This is a genomic window from Massilia sp. UYP34 (genome assembly GCF_056279385.1).
Map to the genome: position 1 here is coordinate 14,053 of NZ_JBWBRF010000026.1, position 20,150 is coordinate 34,202.

Genomic DNA, 20,150 nt, shown 5'->3' on the forward strand with positions numbered 1-20,150 from the left:
ATGCGCACTTTCAACTCACGCAGGGAAGGCGGCGTCGCGCTCCTGACCGCCCTGGTGCTGATGCTGGCGGTGCTCATGACCGGCATCGCCTCCACCCGCGGCGCCCTGCAGGGAGCGCGTGCCGCCGCGCACGAACGCGACCGCGTGCTGGCGCTGCAGATGGCCGACGCCGCATTGCTCGACGCCGAGCGCGACATCGAAGGCGGCGCCGAACCCGGTTCGGCGCGGGCCAACGCCATCGCCGGCGGCAGCGCGGACGCCTTTGTCGCCGGCTGCGCTGGCGGGCGGCCGTACAACGGCTTGTGCGCCCACGCGGCCGATCCCGACCTGCTATCCGAACTGCTGGCCGACGACGACGGTCCGGCGATCCTGTTCGGCAGCTTCACCGGACTGAGCATGCCGGACGGCGAGGGCGCGCTGCCGCTCGCGGCGCCGCGCTACCTGATCGAGCTGATGCCGGCGACGCCCGATGGCCAGTTGTACCGCATCACGGCGCGCGGCGCCGGCAGCATGCCCGGCACCCATGCCGCGCTGCAAGCCTATTACCGCAAGCCGCCCGATGGTGGGCGGGGGCGGCGCGTCGGATGGCGCGAGCTCGGCAACTGGAGTGAAGCGTACGCGATGCCGGCCGCCACCGCGGCCGGCCACCCGACTGGAACGGACAGGCGAAAGGGTAGACGATGAGGCGCGGCAGCAAGGGATTCACCTTGGTCGAACTGATGGCCGTGCTGGCCATCCTCGCCATCCTGGCCGCGCTCGTGTATCCCTCGTACACGCAACAGATGGTCAAGGCGCGCCGCCTCGAGGCCCAGCTGGCGCTGCTCGACATCATGCAGCGCCAGGAGCAGTACCGCGCGCTGCATCATTCCTATCTGGCGTTCTCGATCGATAGCGAGGCCGCTGATGCCGGCCAGTTCCCGACCTGGACCGGCAACGGCGCCGCCGCCAGCGCCCATGAGCTGGACGGCTATGCCTGCCCCGGCCAGGAGATCGCCCACTGCATCGAGCTGCGCGCCCGGCCGGGCACCGCCAATGTCGACGCCGGCTTTGCCGACCCCGACTGCGGCGTCTTGACGCTCGACAGCACCGGCCGACAAACGGCCAGCGGTCCGGCGGCGCGCTGCTGGCCATGACGCTCGCCGTGAGACGGGGGATGAGGCAGTCGAAGAGACGGCCGATGAGCCGGCGTCGCTGCGCCGGCCTGTCCCTGGCCGAGCTGGTGGTGGTGCTGGGCATGGTCGCGGTCACGGCGGCGGTGGCCGCCCCCAGCCTGCACGACCTGGTGCGCGGCCAGCAGCTGCGCACCGCCGCCGGCGACCTGCATGGCGCGATCCAGTTCACCCGGTCGCAGGCGATCGCGCGCAACGAGCGGGTCAAGCTCACGCCCAACGACGAGGCGGGGCGCGACTGGTCGCGCGGCTGGACCGTCTACGTCGACCGCGACGACGACCGCCGGCCGGGCGAGGGCGACGAGATCCTGGCCGTGCGTCCTGCTCTTCCAGACGGCATGCAGGTCAGCTATTCCTTCACCAGCCCTGCGCCGCCCCAATACATCGCCTACAATGGCGCGGGGCGCAGCTGCAGCGATACGAACAGCGCGGCAGCGCGCCTCGGCACGCTGTCGCTCTTCCATGGCGGCGGGGTGCGCCGTATTAAAATCAATATGCTCGGGCGTGCGCGCCTGTGCAATCCCGCCCGCGAGGACGGGTGCGACGGCGCCGCGGCGCCGCCCTGAAGGAAAGACATGGCCACCAAAGATATGGCTGACAGCTACAGCGAACTGATCCTGAACGATACCGACGGCATGGCCCTGGCCCTGGACTGGGCGGCGCGCGGCATGTACATCACCGCGCCGAATCCGCGCATCGGCTGCGTGATCGTCAGGGACGGCGTCGTGATCGGCGCCGGCCACACCCAGCCCGCCGGCCAGGCACACGCCGAGATCCAGGCCTTGCGCGACGCCGCGGCGCGCGGCAACGACGTGCGCGGCGCCACCGCCTACGTGACGCTGGAGCCATGCAGCCACCACGGCCGCACGCCGCCATGTTCAAGCGCCCTGGTGCAGGCCGGCTTGAAGCGGGTGGTGGCGGCCATGGTCGACCCGAATCCGCTGGTGGCAGGGCGGGGCCTGGCCCAGCTCGAAGCCGCCGGCATCGAGGTCAAGGCCGGCGTGCTGGCCGAGGCTGCGCAGGAACTGAACGTCGGCTTCTTCTCGCGCATGGTGCGCGGCCTGCCGTGGGTGCGCCTGAAGGTGGCGGCCAGCCTGGACGGCGCCACCGCGCTGGCGGGCGGCGAAAGCCAGTGGATCACGGGCGAGCAGGCGCGCGCCGACGGCCACGCCTGGCGCGCGCGCGCCGGCGCGATCGTGACCGGCATCGGCACGGTGAAAGCGGACGACCCCCAGCTGACCGTGCGCGGCGTCGACACGCCGTTGCAGCCGCGCCGCGTGATCGTCGACAGCCGCCTCGAGATCGACCTGGGCGCGCGCATCCTGCAGGGCGAACCGTGCTGGATCGTGGCCGCCGTCGAGAACGCGGACAAGTCCGCCGCCCTGCGCGCCGCCGGCCACGAGGTGCTCATGCTGCCCAATGCGCGCGGCAAGGTCGACCTGCCGGCCCTGATGCGCGAGCTGGGCCGGCGCGAGATCAACGAGGTGCACGTCGAGGCGGGTTCCAGGCTGAACGCCTCGATGGTGCGCGAAGGCTGCGTCGACGAGCTGCTGGCCTACCTGGCGCCGAGCCTCATCGGGCCGGGGCAGGGCATGTTCGACCTGCCCGCGCTCGAGCGCCTGGCGGACCGTCGCCAGCTGCGCTTTCACGACGTGGCGCGCGTGGGCGACGACCTGCGCATCCTGGCCAGGTTCATCGAGCCGGCCGCCTGAACTGAACAAGAACCCACACGAAGGAATCACATGTTTACTGGAATCGTCGCCGCCGTCGGCAACATCACTTCCGTCGCGCCGCTGGCGGGCGGCCTGGACGCCGGCGTGCGCCTGGTCGTCGATGCCGGCCCGTTGCCATTGGCCGACGTCGCCCTGGGCGACTCGATCGCCATCAACGGCGCCTGCATGACCGTGGTCGAGAAGACCGACCGGGCGTTCACCGTCGACGTCTCGCGGGAGAGCCTGAACAAGACCGTGGGCCTGGAAGCCCAGGGTGAAGTCAATCTCGAGAAAGCGCTGACCCTGGCCGAGCGCCTGGGCGGCCACCTGGTCTCGGGCCACGTCGATGGCCTGGGCGTGGTGCACAGCTTCGAACCGGTCGGCGAGTCGTTCGAGCTGATCGTCGATGCGCCGCAGGAGCTGGCCAAGTTCCTGGCCTACAAGGGCTCGGTGGTGGTCAACGGCGTGTCGCTCACCGTCAACCGGGTCGACGACCTGGAAGCCGGTGGCCAAAAAGTCTGTCGCTTCTCGATCAACCTGATCCCGCACACGATCGAGGTCACCACGCTCAAGCACCTGAAGGCCGGTTCGCAGGTCAACCTCGAGATCGACCTGATCGCGCGCTACGTCGAGCGCATGCTGTCGGCACGGTGACGAAGCGCCGGACAACGGCCAGATGGCCGCGCCCGGCGTGACGAGACGAATCAGCTCCCGGGGACGGCCTGCATGCCGGCTTTCCGCGCCCGCGGCGCCTTGGCCACCTTGGCTGCGGCCTGCGTTTCCGGATTGAGTACCACCTGCACGTAGTTCTTCCTGTCGAAGTAGCGCCGCGCGGCCATTTTGATGTCGTCCGCCGTCAGGGCCTGCACCTGTTTTTCCACGGCGAGGATCGATGCCGGATCGGTCCCTTCGGTCAGGCTCGACTGCAGGTTCGCCACCCAGTAGCCGTTTTCGCGCAGCGAGCGCCGGTGGTTCTGGATCCAGCCGGTCTTGACCTTGTCCAGTTCGGCCGCGTCCGGGCCGTGTTCCTGCAGGCGCGCGATCTCGGCGAAGGTCGCGGCGATCACCTTGTCCACGTGTTCCGGTCCGGTCGGCAGGCTGATGCCGACCGAGTAGTTCCCGTACGGGATCTTGCTCAGGGTGCCGCTGGCGCCGCCGCCGTAGATCATCGCCATCTTCTCGCGCAGCACTTCGATGATGCGCAGATTGGTCACTTCGATCAGCGCCGACAGGCGCAGCTGCTCGGCTTCGGTGAATTCGGCCGGGCCGGTGAAGTTGAGCGCGATCGTGCTCTTCGGCTCGGTGCCGCTGCGCACCTCGCGCTTGACCACGCCAGTGGCCGGACGCAGGCCGACGTCGCGGTAGGCGACCGGGATATCCGGCGTCGGCAGGGTGCCGAGGTAGGTCGCCAGCAGCGGCCGGATCCGTTGCTCGTCGAAGCTGCCGACCAGGATGAAGGTCAGGTCCTTGGCACTCGAAAAGCGCTGGCGGAAGATGTCGATGCTGCGGTCCAGGTCGATCTTGGCGTATTCCTCGGCGTCGAGCGTGCGCGGCGCGCGCGGGTGGTTGTTGTACAGCGCCGCGACCAGCGCGTCGTTGAAGTAGCGTCCCGGCAGGCCGCTCTGGTTGCGCGCGATCTCGGCCTGCTTGTCGATATAGGCGTGGAACAGGCCCTCGTCGCGGCGCACGTCGGCGAACTTCAGCCACAAGAGCTGCAGCATGGTCTCGATGTCGGTGGCGCCGGAGGCGCCCGCGATCACGTCGGTATAGCTGCCCAGGCCCACGGTCACGCCGGCCGCCTTGCCGGCCAGGATCTTGCGCATGTCGAGCGGGGTGAAGTCCTTCACGCCCATGCTCGCCACGATCGCGTTCGAGAAGCGCGCATTGAGGATGTCGCGGTCGGGGAACAGGCTCTGGCCGCCGGGGCGGGCCGCGCTCAGCATCACTTGGTCGTTGCGAAAGTCGGTGGGCTTGAGGATGACTTTGACGCCGTTGGACAGGGTCAGGCGGGTCAGGCCCAGCGCCTTGTCGTGCTCCTCGGCGGTGATGTTTCCAGGCTGCGCCGGGCGTTCCATCAGGCGCGTCGCCAGCAGTTTCTCGTCGTGCCGTGCAACCGGCGTACGCGCGGCTTCGCTGACGGCGGCCAGCAGCTGCGCGCCGGTCGGCGCGGCCGGCTGCTTGTCTCCCTTGCTCACGCCCGTGTACAGCACCAGCTTGCCCGAGTCGGCCGGAATGGTACGCCGCGCATAGTCGTTCATCTCGGCGAGCGAAATGCCCGGCACCAGCTGCTGCACGTAGCGCCACTCGGTGTCGATGCCGGGAATCGCCTCGTCCTGCAGGAAGTTGCGGATGTATTCGGCGGCGTAGGTGCTTGAATCGCTCTTGGCGCGCTCGTTCCACGCCTGCTCGTAGGTGCGCATCAGGTTCTTCTTGGCGCGTTCCAGTTCCTGCTCGCCGAAGCCGTGCTGGCGCGCGCGCTCATTTTCCTGCACCAGGGCCGCGATCGCCGGCAGGGCGCCGCGCGGGCCGATGGCGGCCGACGAATTATAGGAGTGGTAGCGCGGCGTCAGCTTGCCGAGCGAACTGCTCGCGCCCAGGTACGGCGCGTCCGGCAGCTGCGCCAGCTCCGCCAGGCGCTGGTTGAGCATGGTCCCGAACAGCGATTGCACCAGCTCGGCGCGGTAGGCGCCGATGGTGCCCAGCTCGCGCACCGGCTGCACCGGGTAGCGGATCAGGACCGCGTTGCCGTTGGCTTCCGGGTCGGTGACGACCAGCGCCTCGGTGTCGGCGCGCGCCGGAATCGCGGCGTAGTCGCGGGGACGCGCAGCGGCCGGGTTCTTCAGGCGCGTGAAATGTTGTTTGACGAGCTTTTCGGCGCGCGCCGGGTCGATGTCGCCGACCACCACCACCGCCATCAGGTCGGGGCGGTACCAGTCGCGGTAGAAGCGTTTCAAGGCGTCCGGCTTGAAGTTGCGCAGCACGTCTTCACGGCCGATCGGCAACCGCTCGGCATACTTCGAGCCGTTGAACAGGCGCGGATAGATCTGCTTGCCCATGCGGTCCGAAGCGCCTTTGCCGAGGCGCAGCTCTTCGAGCACGATGCCGCGTTCCTTCTCGATCGCATCCGGGTCGAAGCGCACCCCGTGGGCCCAGTCTTCCAGCACCTGGAACGCCTTGGAAACGTGCTCCGGCTTGTCGGTCGGGATCGGAAGGATGTAGACGGTTTCGTCGAACGAGGTATACGCGTTCAGGTCGGCGCCGAAGCCCACGCCGATCGACTGCAGATAGGACACCAGCTCGTGCTTGCGGAAATTGGTGGTGCCGTTGAAGGCCATGTGCTCCACAAAATGGGCCAGGCCGCGCTGGTCCTCGTCCTCGAGGATGGAGCCGGCCTTGACCACCAGGCGCAGTTCGAGCTTGCGTTCGGGGCGCGCATTGCGCTGGATGTAGTAGGTCAGGCCGTTGTCCAGTTTCCCGACCTTGACCTGCGGGCCGACCGGGATGGGCGATTCCATCTGCAGCGCCGGCGTCTGCGCCGCCTGCTGCGCCGGCGCCTGGCCTGCCTGCGGCGCGCCATGCGCCAGCGGGGACAGGCCCAGGACCGCGGCCAGCGCCATCGCCGGCAGGCCGCGTACGAAGTTGTTGCTCATTCAATGGTTCCCGGATGAATTGGTTCTTGCATTCTACATGGCGCAAGGGCGTGCACGGATGGGCTTAAGGTTGCCCTAAACCTGCGCCGAACTTACTTCGAACCTGCCCCGGACCGGCCCGGGACATGTCCTGGACTCGCCCTGCCTTCAGAGCACGATCCGTCCCTTCGCCAGCAGTTGGGCCATCTCGAAGGCCGGCACCGGCCGTCCATACAGATAGCCCTGCAACACGTCGCAGCCGAGGGAGCCGAGGAAGTCGCGCTGGCCGACTGTTTCCACGCCTTCGGCCACCACCGCCAACGACAGGCCCTGGGCCAGGGCGATCGTCGCCTGGGCGATGGCGGCGCTGCGCCGTTCGGTGGCGATGTCGCGCACGAACGTCTGGTCGATCTTGAGTTTGTCGAGCGGGAAGCGCGACAGGTAGCCGAGCGACGAGTAACCGGTGCCGAAGTCGTCCAGCGACAGCGAGACGCCCAGCGCGCGCAGCTCGGCCATCTGCGCCTCGGCCGCGGCGCTGTCGCCCAGCATCACGCTTTCGGTCAGTTCGACCTCAAGCCATCGCGCTTCGAGGCCGCTGTCGTGCAGGGCGGTGCGCACCACCTGGGCCACGGCGCCGGTCTTGAACTGGCTGGCCGAGACGTTGACCGCCACCCGCACCGGCGCCAGGCCGGCGTTTTGCCAGGCCTTGTTCTGGAAGCAGGCCTGGCGGATCACCCATTCGCCGATCGGGTGGATCAGTCCCGTGTCCTCGGCCAGCGGGATGAAGTCGGCGGGCGAGACCGGCCCGATCTCGTCGCTGTGCCAGCGCAGCAGGGCTTCCATGCCGACCACGCGGCCATCCAGGCGCGAGACCTGGGGCTGATAGTGCAGCGACAATTCGTCGCGCTCGATCGCGCGCCGCAGGCGCGTCTCCAGCGCCAGCCAGCGCAGCGCTTCGGCGTTCATCTCGCCCTTGAAGAACCGGAAGCCGTTGCGGCCCGACTCCTTCATGTGGGTCAGCGCGGCGTCGGCCGCCTTGAGCAGGTCGCCCGGGCCGTCGCCGTCGCGCGGATAGACGCTGATGCCGATGCTGCCGGTGACCACCACGTCGTGTTCGCCCACCAGCAGCGGCCGGGACACGGCTTCCATCAGGCGCTGGGCGCAATAGATCACGTCGTCGGTGTCGTCGAAGCTGGTCAGCAGCAGCACGAATTCGTCGCCCGACAGGCGCGCCACGGTGTCGGTCGGGCCGGCCAGTTCGCCGGCGCGGCGCGCCACCTCGCGCAGCACGGCGTCGCCGGCCGCATGGCCGAGGCTATCGTTGATGCGCGACAGGCGGTCGACGTTGAACAGCAAGAGCGCCACCTGGCTCGCATCCTGGCGCGCAGCAGCCAGCGCCTGCTGCACGCGATCGTTGAACAGCGTGCGGTTCGGCAGCAGGGTAAGCGAATCGTGGCTGGACAGGAAATCGAGTTGATGGTGGGCCGCTTTCAGCGCCGACAGGTCGGTCGACACCGACACGTAGGCGGTGCGCCGGCCCTGCTCGTCGTGGATCGCGCTGATGCTCATGCTGGCCGGGTAGATCTCGCCATTCTTGCGGCGGCTCCAGATCTCGCCGCGCCACTGGCCATCCCGTTCCAGACAGGCCCACATGCCGGCGTAGAAGGCGGCGTCGTGGCGTCCCGACTTCATCAGGCGCGGATTTCTACCCAGGACCTCGGATTCGCGGTAGCCGGCGGTCTCTTCGAAGGCCGGGTTGGCAGCGACGATGTTGGCGTCGGCGTCCGTCATCAGGATCGCTTCCCGGGTGCTGTCGAACACCTGGCGCGCCAGTTCCAGCCGGTGTTCGCTGTCGCGCAGCGCGGCGTCGGCGTCGGCGCGCGCCAGCGCCTCGAGCTGCAGCTGGGCGGCGTGGTGCTGCACCACCTCGTACAGGTTCAGGTTTTCGTAGGCCACCGCCAACTGGGCCGCCAATGCCGTGGCCCAGCGCTCTTCCTCGTCCGAGAATGGCGCCGCGCCGACCCGGCGCGTGCAATACAGCCAGCCGAGCGGATGCTGCAGGTCGTGCACCTGCAGGCCCAGCAGATGGTCGACCTCGGGGTGGCGCCGGGGCAGGGTGGCCAGCAGGGCGTCGTCGCCGTCGAGCCGCAGCGGCGCGCGGGCGCGCAGCAGCATGCCGGGCAAGTCTTGCTCGTCCAGCGCGCAGGCCGCGAGCAGGCCGCCTTCCACCCCATGGGTGGCCAGGTGGCGCACGCTGCGTTCGGTGCTGGCCAGCAGGCACAGGGCGACGCAATCGGCGCCCAGCACGCGCCGCGCGGCGTCCACGAAGGCATCGGCCAGGGCCTCGACGCGGCGCTCGCCCGCCAGCATCATGCACATGCGTTCCAGCTCGGACAGGCGCGCGCACAGGTCGAACGGCAGGTCGCGGTCATGCTCGCGGGCGAAAGGCAGCGCCGGCGCCGGCCCGCCGTGCGCCACGCCCAGCTCGGCCGCCACCGCGTCGAGAATGCGCTGCGGGTCGGAAGGCTTGCTCAATACCGTGGCCACGCCGCAGCGCGCCGCCATGGCCATCGTCTCGCGCTCCGAATAGACGGCCGAGAAGAAGATGACACGGGTCGCGCGCAAGGCGGGATCGGCGCGCAGCTGCTGGACGAACTCGTAGCCGTCCATGGTCGGCATCAGGATGTCGGTGATGATCAGGCCGGGACGCTCGGCGCGCGTGATGGCGAGCGCCCGGGCGCCGTCCTCGGCTTCGAGGATCCGGTGTTCGGTATAGCCGAGGAGGGCCGCGAGATAGCTCCGGTTGCTCGGTCGGTCGTCGACGATCAGGATCGTGGCCATCAGTGCCGCCCTTTGCATGGGGCGGCGCCTGGACGGCAGATGGGGAGAACTACCGGCATCGCAACTCCGAAAAATGGGCCGCACCCTCTGGGTGGGTAAGACCAAGATGTCTTGATAGTAATCCAGTTGGGCTTGGGCACGGTTACGATGTGGAATGTTAAAACAGCAAGCTTAACAATTTAAAGCCACAACATCACATGTTGTTGCTTAATCGTAACGTCGGTTGGCGCAGCCGGCTCGCCGCGCCGGCGATTTGGGCAGGACCAGGGGAGGACAATGCGGTTGAAAGCCTGTAAATCCATTAAAATAGCGGATTACGCATAACCCCCCGTTTCAAGGAATCCCGTATGTCTATATCCAGCACCGAGGACATCGTTGCCGAACTGCGCGCCGGCCGCATGGTCATCCTGGTCGATGAGGAAGATCGCGAAAACGAAGGCGACCTCGTGCTTGCAGCCGACTTCGTCACGCCCGAGGCGATCAATTTCATGATCCGTCACGCGCGCGGCCTGGTCTGCCTGACCTTGTCCGAGGAGATCTGCGACCGCCTGGCCCTGCCGATGATGACGTCGCGTAACGGCACCTCGTTCGGCACCAATTTCACCGTGTCGATCGAAGCGGCCGAAGGCGTCACCACCGGCATCTCGGCTGCCGACCGCGCGCGCACCATCCAGGTGGCGGTGAACAAGGGCACGACGCCCGACGACCTGGTGCAGCCGGGCCACATCTTCCCGCTGCGCGCGCAGAAGGGCGGCGTCCTGATGCGCGCCGGGCATACCGAAGCGGGTTGCGACCTGACCCACATGGCGGGCCTGACCCCGGCCTCGGTGATCTGCGAGATCATCAAGGAAGACGGCACCATGGCGCGCCTGCCCGACCTGATCGAGTTCGCCAAAGAGCACAACCTCAAGATCGGCACCATCGCCGACCTGATCCATTACCGCAGCCAGAACGAGTGCCTGGTCGAGCGCGTGGCCGAGCGTACGCTGTCGACCGAGGCCGGCGAATTCCGGCTGGTCGCCTTCCGCGACGCGCCGAGCGGCTCGGCTCACCTGGCCCTGGTCCACGGTGAACCGTCGCCCGAGAAAGAAGCGCTGGTGCGCGTGCACCAGCCGGTGTCGATCCTCGACCTGCTCGAAAACCGCGCCACCACCCACTCGTGGGACATGGCTTCGGCCATGAAGACGATCAAGGCCAGCGACGCCGGCGTGATCGTGCTGCTCAACTGCGGCGAAAGCGCAGACCAATTGTTCGCCCAGCTGGCGCCGCAGGACGGCAAGGCCAGCCGTCTAGGTGCGCGCGCCGCGTCGATGGACTTGCGCACCTACGGCATCGGCGCCCAGATCCTGCGCGCCCTGGGCGTGGGCAAGATGCAGCTGCTGGCCAATCCGCGCAAGATGCCGTCGATGACCGGTTTCGACCTGGAAGTCACCGGCTACGTGCCGCGTCCGCAAGCCTGAACAATCAACCAATCAACAAGAAGAGGTCAGCCATGACGGTAGGAACTTTTGAAAGCAATCTGCAGGGCGAAGACCTGCGCATCGGTATCGTGCAGGCCCGTTTCAACGCCGACGTCGGCCATGGCCTGCTGTCGTCCTGCCTGGCCGAGCTCAAGCGCCTGGGCGTGGCCGACGAAGACATCCTGCACGTGACCGTGCCGGGTGCGCTCGAAGTGCCGCTGGCGCTGCAGCGCATGGCCGTGACCGAGCAGTTCGACGCGCTGATCGCCCTGGGCGCGGTGATCCGCGGCGAGACCTACCACTTCGAGCTGGTGTCGAACGAATCGGGCGCCGGCATCACCCGCATCGGCCTCGACTACGGCATCCCGATCGCCAACGCGATCCTGACCACCGAGACCGACGAGCAGGCCGAAGTGCGCATGGCCGAGAAGGGCGGCGATGCGGCGCGCGTCGCGGTCGAGATGGCCAACCTCCTGATGGCGCTGGACGAGCTGGTGCCAGAGGACGAATAACAGTAAAGGCAAGAAAACAATGACTGACAAGAGTACGCATGCCAACCCGAGCAAGAACCGCACGCCGCGCCACCGCGCGCGCGAATTCGCGCTCCAGGGTCTGTATCAATGGCTGCTGAATAATGAATCGGCGCAGGTGGTCTCGACCAATATCCGCGGCGCCCACGGCTTCGACAAGGCCGACAGCGAGTTCTTCTCGGCGCTGCTCAACGGCGCGATCAGCACCTCGGTCGAGCTGCGCGAAGCGATCGCCCCGCTGATCGACCGCACGATCACCGAGCTGTCGCCGATCGAGCACGCGGTGCTGCTGCTGGGCGCCTATGAGCTGAAGAACCACCCCGAGGTTCCCTACCGCGTCGTGATCAACGAGGCGGTCGAGCTGACCAAGTCGTTCGGCGGCATCGACGGGCATAAATACGTCAACGGCGTGCTGGACAAGCTGGCGTCGCGACTGCGCCCGGACGAAGTGGCGGCGAACGAGCGTCGCTGATCGCTTCGCGTGCGGATCGACGAGAAAAGCCACCGTGCGCGAGCCGGTGGCTTTTTGTTTGGACCGTGATTTCGGACACGCAAATCAGCACGTCGTTCCCGCGCAGGCGGGAACCCAAGTCATGCGAGCAGCCCGAAACAACATATATATAGAACAGACGCAAAAAAGCCACCGCCGTAGCGATGGCATCCAAGGACTTCCCTCGTGCTCTTACAGGCCGGCCAGCTGCTCCACGTTGGGCACCTGCGCGCCGGTGTGGGCGGCGGTGGTAGTCTCCGGCAGCGGCTTGGCTTCCGGCTTGGGCGTTTCCGATTCCGGCTGCTTGGCGACGACGATGGTCGCCGGCGCCGGGGTCGCACGCGGGGTGCGCACCGGGACGTTCTGGCCTGTCGACACTTTCTTCAGCAACTTGTACTCGTTCAGTACCTTGTTGCCATAGCCCGAATCGGTTTCCAGGTTGGCCGCGCCGACATAGGTCTTCAGGCCGCCTTCGATCGAGCCGGTACGCTTGACGTAATCCTTCAGGATCAGGGCGCCGACACGGATGTTGGCGACCGGGTTCAGGGCCGCCTGCGGGCCGCCCACGTCCTCGAACTTGTCGTGGTGGACCTTGGCCATGACCTGCATCAGGCCCTTGGCGCCCATCGCGCTTTCGGCGAACGGGTTCAGGCCCGATTCGATCGCCATCACCGCCAGGATCAGCAGCGGGTCGAGCTTGAGCTCGTGCGCCGTCAGGTAAGCGGTCGACACCAGCATATTGGCGGCGTCGCCGGCCACGCGATAACGCTTCGACAGCCAGTTGGTGACGTATTGCTGCTGCTTGCTGTTGCCCAGCGCCGCGTGCGAATCGCGCAGATGCGTCGTTTCGACGGCCACCGCTTCGGCCACCGCCTTTGGCGTCGCCACGACGGGCGCCACCGGTTCTGCCACCGCAATGGCGACTGGCTGCGGATGCAGCATTTCAGAGACGCGCTTGGCGAAACTGTCATTGGTGTACAGCAGCGCCAGAATGCTGATGGCGGTCAGACCGAATACGGTCAGGGTAGTGCGTGCGGTTTTCAAGAGACCGCTTGCCGTTTTGCTCGCGGAAGACCACGTGATTGGCTGGCTGGCCATGGATTGCACGAGCTTTGCGCTCGTGATAAAACGATGAAACATCGAATTTTCCCCTTGTCGCGGCAAAAGAGATCCCGTCGTGTCGCGCGGAGCGAAACGCAGAACGTGCTTTGCCGTGCATCAGAAAATCGTTTGTCGCCGCGACGCGGCCGACTAACGCCGTCATTGCTTTGCTTCAGCTGGCTGCTAACCCGGAGGGCAGAGACCAGTGGCTCAACAACTGTTTCGGGGGAGTTGGGCAGACGCCCAAGAGAAACACTCCTTAAAATGTCATATGGGGCCCCGACCCCGTGAATGCATGAGAACGGCTAAAATGTGGCAAAAAATGTAAGGCCGGCTCATCAAGTAGGACGGATTGTAGGGGTGGAGCTTATATCAAGTCAACCCTAGCACGCGCGCCTCTTATAACTTTTGGATCTGACAACGTCGGCTTCCAAATGGAAATACTTGACGAATCAATCACTTGGCACCACCCTCTCACTTACGTTCTGCAATCAAAGAAATGCACAAAACTTGATGAAATATACAGACTTGCGAGATTTTATGGCCCAGCTCGAGCGCATGGGCGAGCTGAAACATGTTGACATTCCGGTATCGACCAACCTCGAAATGACCGAGATCTGCGACCGCACGCTGCGCGCCGAAGGCCCCGCGCTGCTGTTCCGGCAGCCGACCGGGCACACGATCCCGGTCCTCGGCAACCTGTTCGGCACGCCGAAGCGGGTGGCGCTGGGCATGGGGGCGGACGATATCACCGAGCTGCGGCAGATCGGCCACGTGCTGGCGCGCCTGAAGGAGCCCGAGCCGCCCAAGGGTTTCAAGGACATCATGGGCATGGGCTCACTCGTCAAGGCGGTGTGGGACATGGCGCCGAAGGAAGTGAAGGGTGCTCCCTGCCAGGAAATCGTCTGGGAGGGCAAGGACGTCGATCTCGGCCGCCTGCCGATCCAGCACTGCTGGCCGGGCGACGTGGCGCCCCTGATCACCTGGGGCCTGGTGATCACCAAGGGCCCGAACAAGAAGCGCCAGAACCTGGGCATCTACCGCCAGCAGGTGCTGGGGCCTAACAAGGTCATCATGCGCTGGCTGGCGCACCGCGGCGGCGCGCTCGATTTCCGCGAACACGCGCTGGCCAATCCGGGCCAGCCGTATCCGATCGCGGTGGCGCTCGGCGCCGACCCGGCCACCATCCTGGGCGCCGTGACGCCGGTGCCGGACACGCTGTCCGAATATCAGTTCGCCGGCCTGCTGCGCGGCAGCCGCACGGCGCTCACCAAGGCGATCGGCAGCGAGTTGATGGTGCCGGCTTCGAGCGAGATCGTGCTCGAGGGGCATATCTACCCGGATCAAAACCATCCGTCCGGCTTCGAGCATGCGCTCGAGGGGCCATATGGCGACCACACCGGCTACTATAATGAACAGGACAGTTTCCCGGTGTTTACGATCGACCGCATCACGATGCGGCGCGATCCGATCTATCACTCGACCTATACCGGCAAGCCGCCCGATGAACCGGCCGTGCTGGGCGTGGCGCTGAACGAAGTCTTCATCCCGCTGCTGCAGAAGCAGTTCACCGAAATCCTCGATTTCTACCTGCCGCCGGAAGGCTGCAGCTACCGCATGGCGGTGGTGCAGATGAAGAAGCAGTACGCGGGTCATGCCAAGCGGGTGATGTTCGGCGTGTGGAGTTTCCTGCGCCAGTTCATGTATACCAAATTCATCGTCGTGGTCGACGAGGACGTCAATGTGCGCGACTGGAAAGAGGTGATCTGGGCCATCACGACCCGCGTCGATCCGACCCGCGACACGGTCATGGTCGACAACACCCCGATCGACTACCTCGACTTCGCCTCGCCGATCAGCGGGCTGGGCAGCAAGATGGGTATCGATGCTACCAATAAATGGCCGGGCGAGACCAACCGCGAATGGGGGACGCCGATCGTGATGGCGCCTGCGGTGAAGAAGAAGGTGGACGAGATCTGGCAGCAGCTGGGAATCTGATTGCGCCAGGCGGGGACGCCAGTTGCGGCGCCCCCGTCATTTCCCCAAACGGCATGCGCTGGGGTATAATGAGCGCTGGCGGGCCCCTGCGCATTGTGGCATGGTTTACCTGGTCAGGTCGGGAACGAAGCAGCCAAAGCCGTTTACCGCAAGTGCCGCAGATCAGGCTCGCCTCCTGTCTCCTTCTCGTAGCTTCTCGTCGTATCTCCTCGTCGCATCTCCTTTCTTCCGCCGTATCTCCCTTTCTTGTCGTATCGCGTTGGCGTTTGCACGCCTGTGCCTCCGTTTTGCATTCCCGTTATACAAGCGCCTGCCCGCGGATTGTTCGCGACGACCGCCATCTGCGGTAAAATCGTGGCATGTCCTATCAAGTCCTCGCCCGCAAATACCGTCCCAAGAACTTCGACACGCTGGTTGGCCAGGAGCACGTCGTCCGTGCGCTGACCCATGCCTTGCGCACCGAGCGGCTGCACCATGCCTATCTGTTCACGGGCACGCGCGGGGTCGGCAAGACCACCCTGTCGCGCATCCTGGCCAAGTCGCTCAATTGCATCGGGCCGGACGGGCAGGGCGGCATCACCGCCGAGCCATGCGGGCAATGCGAGGCCTGCCGCGCGATCGACGCCGGCCGCTTCGTCGACTATATCGAGATGGACGCGGCGTCCAACCGCGGCGTGGACGAGATGGCCCAGCTGCTGGAACAGGCGGTCTACGCGCCGAGCAATGCGCGCTTCAAGGTCTACATGATCGACGAGGTGCACATGCTCACCAACCACGCGTTCAACGCGATGCTCAAGACGCTCGAAGAACCGCCGCCGCACGTCAAGTTCATCCTGGCGACCACCGATCCGCAAAAGATCCCCGTGACGGTGCTGTCGCGCTGCCTCCAGTTCAATCTCAAGCAAATGCCGCCGGGCCATATCGTCGGCCACCTCGAGAACATCCTGGGCCAGGAAGGCGTGAGCTTCGAGCAGCCTGCGCTGCGCCTGCTGGCGCAAGGCGCGCACGGCTCGATGCGCGACGCGCTGTCGCTCACCGACCAGGCGATCGCCTATGCGGCCGGCCAGGTCACGCTCGATGCGGTGCAGGGCATGCTCGGCGCGCTCGACCAATCCTACCTGGTGCGCCTGCTCGACGCGCTGGCGGCGTCGGACGGCGCCGACCTGATGGCGGTGGCCGACGAGATGGCCAGCCGCAGCCTGTCGTACAACGGCGCGCTGCAAGACCTGGGCACCTTGCTGCACCGGATCGCGCTGGCGCAGTCGGTGCCCGGCGCCGTGCCGCAGGACTTGCCCGAGCTGGCCGACATCATGCGCCTGGCCGGGGTGTTCGATGCCCAGGAAGTGCAGCTGTATTACCAGATCGCCGTGCACGGCCGTAACGAGATCGGCCTGGCGCCGGACGACTATGCCGGCTTCACCATGACCCTGCTGCGCATGCTGGCCTTTCGCCCCGGACAGGGCGGGGCAGAAGCATCGGCCGCACCGCCCGCAGCGGTAGGCGCGGCGCCTGCGCGCGCCGCCGCCGCGGCCGCCGCCAGCCATGCGGCGGTGACGCCGCGCCCGGCAGCGCCGTCGGCCACCGCATCTGCTACCCCCTCGGCTGCACCGCCAGCGCCGGCGCCCGCGCAGCCCAGTGCGCCGACGGCCGCCGCCGCCCCCGGCGCGCCGGCAATGACGTCGGCGCGGGCCGCGATCAATGCGGCGCTGGAGGCGGCGCGCGCCGCCTCGGGCATCCGCACCCCACCCAAGCGGCCGGCGGCCGAACCGGTCGCGCCGGCGCCAGCGGCGCCGCCGTCCCCGGCTGCGCCGCCGGCGGCGCCCGGACCGTCGGCCGCGCTGCCGTCCCATGGCGTCGGCATGCAGGCGCGCGCCGCTTCCGCGCCGCCGCCGTGGGAGGGCGGGCAGCCGCAGGCCATGGCCCGGCAGCAGCCGGCAATGCAGGCCCGCCAGCCGCAGCCGCAGCCGCAGCCGCAGCCGCAGCAGCAGTCGCAGCCGGAAGACGACGTGCCGTCCTGGGTAACCGATTTTTCCGATGACACCGCCGTCGCCGCCGAGGCGGCGGCCGTGGTCGCGCCCGCGTCCCAGGTGCGTGCGCCGGCCGCGCCGCCGCACGCCTACGTCGTCACGCCGGTGCCCGAGATCGATTGGGACGGCAACTGGCCGGCGCTGGCCGGCAGCCTGCCGCTGCGCGGCGTGGCCCAGCAGCTGGCGCTGCAGACCGAACTGGTCGCCTGCGTCGTGAACGACCGCGCCGTCACCTTCAAGCTGCGCGTGCCGGTCGATACGCTGCGCGCCAGCGGCAATAGCGAGAAGCTGGCGACTGCGCTGCAAGAACATTTCCCCGACTTCCGCGTGAGCGTGGAGTCCGAGATCGGCCCGGTATGGTATACAGCTGGGGCCGAACAGAAAGCGGCGCGCGAAGAACGCCAGCGCCTGGCCGAGTCCATCGTCGCCGCCGATCCTTTCGTGCAGGAGCTCGAGCGACGCTTCGACGCGTTCGTCGTGCCCGGCTCGGTCAAGGTCGCCTGAGCGTGTCGCTGCCGATCAATCACCCATCCGACTTTTGGAGAAACCCACCATGATGAAAAACCAGCTCGCAGGCTTGATGAAACAGGCGCAAGCCATGCAGGACAATATGAAGAAGGCGCAGGAGCAGCTGGCTCAGATCGAAGTCGAAGGCCAGTCGGGCGCCGGCCTGGTGAAGGTCGTCATGACCTGCAAGAACGACGTCAAGCGCGTCACCATCGACCCGTCGCTGCTGGGCGACGACCGCGACATGCTGGAAGACCTGGTTGCGGCCGCGTTCAACGACGCCGTGCGCAAGGCCGAGGCCACCGCCGCCGAAAAGATGAGCGGCCTGACCGCCGGCATGCCGGGCCTGCCGCCCGGCTTCAAGATGCCTTTCTGATCCATTGATACCAGTCCCGGCCGGTGCCTGCCGGCGGGACGCTCCCCCATGTCGACCTCGCTCGAATTTCTCATCGAATCGCTGCGCCGCCTGCCGGGCGTGGGCCCCAAGTCGGCCCAGCGCATGGCGTTCCACCTGTTGCAGCACGACCGCGAGGGCGCCGCGCAACTGTCGCGCGCGCTCTACCAGGCGGTCGACACGGTGCACCATTGCGCCAAGTGCAATACCTTCTCCGACATCGAAATTTGCGCGCTATGCGCCGACGCGGAGCGCGACCATACCCTGCTGTGCGTGGTCGAGACCCCGGCCGACCAGATCATGATCGAGCAAACGCTCACCTGGCGCGGCCTGTACTTCGTGCTGATGGGCCGGCTGTCGCCGCTGGACGGCATCGGCCCGCGCGACCTCGCCCTGGACAAGCTCGTCAACCGCGCCACCGATGGCGTCGTCGGCGAAGTGGTGCTCGCAACCAATTTCACCAACGAGGGCGAAGCCACGGCCCATTACATCAGCGAAATGCTCAAGGCGCGTGGCCTGAAGGTCAGTCGCCTGGCGCGCGGCGTGCCGGTGGGCGGAGAGCTAGAGTATGTCGACGCCGGCACGATCGCGCGCGCCATGCTCGACCGCCGCAGCGCATAATGTCCGCCATCTCGATCCGGTAGCGCGGTCCCTGGACACATGGCCTGCGTGCGCGCAAACCTGGTTGGCGGGCCGTTGCTATCGTGTTCCTTTCTGCGGACCATCCATGCACCTCGTCGATCTCACGATGTTCTATGCCGCGGAAGGCGGCGGCGTCAGCACTTACCTGAACGCCAAGTCGCGCTGGCTGCGGCGCCGGGCGCGGGCGCGGCATACCATCCTCAGTCCCAACATCGAGACCGAGGCCTCGCCGACGCGCCTGCGCGTGCCCGGCCTGGCCTTGCCCGGCTTCCATGGCTATCGCATGCCGGTGTCGGTGGCCGCGATCGAACGCCGCCTGTGCATGCTGCAGCCCGACCTGGTCGAAGTCGGCGACGCCGGGCACTGCGCCTGGGCCGCGCTGCGCGCGCGCGACCGGCTGGGCATCCCGGCCGTGGCCTTCTATCACTCCGATCTGCCGCGCCTGGTCGAAAACCGCTTCGGCCCGCAGGCGGCTCTGTTCGTTCGGCGCTACCTTGCGCGCCTCTATAGCCAGTTCGACCTGGTGCTGGCGCCGAGCCGGCTGATGGTCGGGCAACTGCGGGCGATGGGAGTGGAGGGAGCGCTGCACCAGCCGCTCGGCATCGATTGCGGCGTCTTCCGTCCGGACCTTCGCGACGGCGCCTTGCGCGAGCAACTGGGGCTGGCGCCCGGGGTATGCCTGCTGGTCTATGCCGGACGCTTTACGCCAGACAAGAAACTGGATGTGCTGATCGCGGCGATGCACCGGCTCGGTCCCGGTTTCCACCTGCTGATGGTGGGCCCCGGCGAGGCCGCGCTCGACGCCGCACGGGGCGCCCGGGTCAGCCGCCTGCCGTTCCAGCGCGACCAGCGCGCGCTGGCCAGCATCCTGGCCAGTTGCGACCTGCTGGTGCATCCGGGCGATTGCGAGACCTTTGGCTTGATCGTGCTCGAGGCAATGGGGTGCGGACTGCCGGTGGTGGCGGCGGGCGCCGGCGGCCTTGCCGAACTGGTCGACGACGACACGGGCGAGCTGGCGCGGCCCAACTGCCCCGACAGCCTGGCCGAAGCGATCAGGCACGTGGCGACCCGCGACCTCGCGGCGCTCGGCGCCAATGCGCGGCGCAAGGTCGAAACGTCATTCGACTGGGAAGCGGTGTTCGCCCAACTGCAAATGCATTATTGCAGCTTGCTACCGCAGGACGCACCGGACTGCGGACCCTGGCGCCAGGCGCAGGGCGCGCAGTCCTATGCGCGGGCGGGTTATTACCAGTAGGGGCCCCAGTAGCCGCCACGATAGCGCGGACCCCAGGCGCCATACGCGCCGACGCCGGTGCCGACGCGCTGCAATTCCTCGCGCGTGCCCAGGTGCAGCACGCATTCGCGCCAGGGATCGGTGTTCGCGCTATAGCCGAGCTGGCTGCACGCCGGACCGTAGATACTCATGAGTTGCGCCATATCAGCCTGCGCGCGCGCCGCCTTTTCTTGCGGCGTCGAACAGGCCGCGGCCAGCAGGGCCAGACCGATGGCGGCGGATGCGCGCGCGATGGCAGGCATCCGCGCGCCTTTGTTGACGTTTTGCATGACAGTTCCTCCCGCCGCCTCGCGCGGCATGATTCCAGAATAGCATCGCCGATACGCGCAGCGTGTGCGATAGCCAACGAAGCATGA

The 20,150-nt window shown here is 67.2% G+C and carries 17 protein-coding genes and 1 other RNA gene; 14 read left to right on the top strand and 4 right to left on the bottom strand.

Going from position 1 to position 20,150, the window contains the following annotated elements; all coding sequences use genetic code 11:
* The 5 genes from ACZ9AQ_RS22480 to ACZ9AQ_RS22500 are packed head-to-tail and all read left to right on the top strand — an operon-like array spanning window position 1 to window position 3,535.
* On the top strand, window positions 1-684 hold the full coding sequence (locus tag ACZ9AQ_RS22480) for a pilus assembly PilX family protein (RefSeq protein ID WP_429206899.1): 684 nt from the start codon (window positions 1-3) through the stop codon (window positions 682-684).
* Window positions 681-1,133, top strand: a complete 453-nt coding sequence (locus ACZ9AQ_RS22485) for a type IV pilin protein (protein ID WP_429206898.1) — start codon at window positions 681-683, stop codon at window positions 1,131-1,133. Before ACZ9AQ_RS22480 ends, ACZ9AQ_RS22485 begins: the two co-directional genes overlap by 4 nt.
* A 44-nt stretch (window positions 1,134-1,177) precedes the next feature.
* Window positions 1,178-1,735 (top strand): GspH/FimT family pseudopilin, encoded by a 558-nt coding sequence (locus tag ACZ9AQ_RS22490; protein WP_429206897.1) that lies wholly within the window; start codon window positions 1,178-1,180, stop codon window positions 1,733-1,735.
* 9 nt (window positions 1,736-1,744) lie between these two features.
* Entirely contained in the window at window positions 1,745-2,881 is a 1,137-nt protein-coding gene (ribD, locus tag ACZ9AQ_RS22495; protein ID WP_429206896.1) for a bifunctional diaminohydroxyphosphoribosylaminopyrimidine deaminase/5-amino-6-(5-phosphoribosylamino)uracil reductase RibD, read from the top strand.
* Window positions 2,882-2,911: 30 nt separating this feature from the next.
* Entirely contained in the window at window positions 2,912-3,535 is a 624-nt protein-coding gene (locus ACZ9AQ_RS22500; protein WP_429206895.1) for a riboflavin synthase, read from the top strand.
* A gap of 50 nt (window positions 3,536-3,585) precedes the next feature.
* On the opposite strand, the gene ACZ9AQ_RS22505 is transcribed toward ACZ9AQ_RS22500, so the two are convergent.
* Complete coding sequence (locus tag ACZ9AQ_RS22505; RefSeq protein WP_429206894.1) at window positions 3,586-6,531, bottom strand: M16 family metallopeptidase; 2,946 nt, start codon at window positions 6,529-6,531, stop codon at window positions 3,586-3,588.
* A 147-nt stretch (window positions 6,532-6,678) separates the two neighbouring features.
* The gene (locus ACZ9AQ_RS22510) at window positions 6,679-9,369 is read right to left on the bottom strand and encodes a two-component system response regulator (protein ID WP_429206893.1); all 2,691 of its coding nucleotides are present in this window, start codon (window positions 9,367-9,369) and stop codon (window positions 6,679-6,681) included.
* A 329-nt stretch (window positions 9,370-9,698) separates the two neighbouring features.
* Here ACZ9AQ_RS22510 and ribBA point away from each other — a divergent pair, with 329 nt between their 5' ends.
* The 3 genes from ribBA to nusB are packed head-to-tail and all read left to right on the top strand — an operon-like array spanning window position 9,699 to window position 11,813.
* Window positions 9,699-10,811 carry a bifunctional 3,4-dihydroxy-2-butanone-4-phosphate synthase/GTP cyclohydrolase II gene (ribBA, locus tag ACZ9AQ_RS22515; protein WP_429206892.1) on the top strand — a complete coding sequence of 371 codons (1,113 nt, stop codon included), beginning with the start codon at window positions 9,699-9,701 and terminating at the stop codon, window positions 10,809-10,811.
* Between the two features lie 32 nt (window positions 10,812-10,843).
* A complete protein-coding gene (ribH, locus tag ACZ9AQ_RS22520) occupies window positions 10,844-11,323 on the top strand; it encodes a 6,7-dimethyl-8-ribityllumazine synthase (protein ID WP_005671273.1) in 480 nt (159 codons plus the stop codon).
* 19 nt (window positions 11,324-11,342) lie between these two features.
* Complete coding sequence (nusB, locus tag ACZ9AQ_RS22525) at window positions 11,343-11,813, top strand: transcription antitermination factor NusB (protein ID WP_429206891.1); 471 nt, start codon at window positions 11,343-11,345, stop codon at window positions 11,811-11,813.
* A 210-nt stretch (window positions 11,814-12,023) separates the two neighbouring features.
* Here the strand turns inward: nusB and ACZ9AQ_RS22530 are convergent, their stop codons facing one another.
* Window positions 12,024-12,929 (bottom strand): transglycosylase SLT domain-containing protein, encoded by a 906-nt coding sequence (locus tag ACZ9AQ_RS22530; protein ID WP_429206890.1) that lies wholly within the window; start codon window positions 12,927-12,929, stop codon window positions 12,024-12,026.
* A 516-nt stretch (window positions 12,930-13,445) separates the two neighbouring features.
* On the opposite strand from ACZ9AQ_RS22530, the gene ubiD reads away from it, so the two are divergent.
* The 6 genes from ubiD (at window position 13,446) to ACZ9AQ_RS22560 (ending at window position 19,755) form a co-directional block, all read left to right on the top strand.
* A complete protein-coding gene (gene ubiD, locus ACZ9AQ_RS22535) occupies window positions 13,446-14,930 on the top strand; it encodes a 4-hydroxy-3-polyprenylbenzoate decarboxylase (RefSeq protein ID WP_429206889.1) in 1,485 nt (494 codons plus the stop codon).
* A 77-nt stretch (window positions 14,931-15,007) separates the two neighbouring features.
* An RNA gene (ffs, locus tag ACZ9AQ_RS22540) (signal recognition particle sRNA small type) lies at window positions 15,008-15,106 on the top strand.
* 183 nt (window positions 15,107-15,289) lie between these two features.
* The gene (locus ACZ9AQ_RS22545) at window positions 15,290-17,461 is read left to right on the top strand and encodes a DNA polymerase III subunit gamma/tau (protein ID WP_429206888.1); all 2,172 of its coding nucleotides are present in this window, start codon (window positions 15,290-15,292) and stop codon (window positions 17,459-17,461) included.
* 49 nt (window positions 17,462-17,510) lie between these two features.
* Window positions 17,511-17,840 (top strand): YbaB/EbfC family nucleoid-associated protein, encoded by a 330-nt coding sequence (locus ACZ9AQ_RS22550; protein WP_005671283.1) that lies wholly within the window; start codon window positions 17,511-17,513, stop codon window positions 17,838-17,840.
* A 48-nt stretch (window positions 17,841-17,888) separates the two neighbouring features.
* Complete coding sequence (gene recR, locus ACZ9AQ_RS22555; RefSeq protein ID WP_429206887.1) at window positions 17,889-18,479, top strand: recombination mediator RecR; 591 nt, start codon at window positions 17,889-17,891, stop codon at window positions 18,477-18,479.
* Between the two features lie 106 nt (window positions 18,480-18,585).
* Window positions 18,586-19,755 (top strand): glycosyltransferase, encoded by a 1,170-nt coding sequence (locus ACZ9AQ_RS22560; RefSeq protein ID WP_429206886.1) that lies wholly within the window; start codon window positions 18,586-18,588, stop codon window positions 19,753-19,755.
* On the opposite strand, the gene ACZ9AQ_RS22565 is transcribed toward ACZ9AQ_RS22560, so the two are convergent.
* Window positions 19,746-20,063: a hypothetical protein gene (locus ACZ9AQ_RS22565; protein WP_429206885.1), complete on the bottom strand. Its 318-nt coding sequence runs from the start codon at window positions 20,061-20,063 to the stop codon at window positions 19,746-19,748. The two genes, ACZ9AQ_RS22560 and ACZ9AQ_RS22565, sit on opposite strands and share 10 nt — an antisense overlap.
* Between the last annotated feature and the right edge of the window lie 87 nt (window positions 20,064-20,150).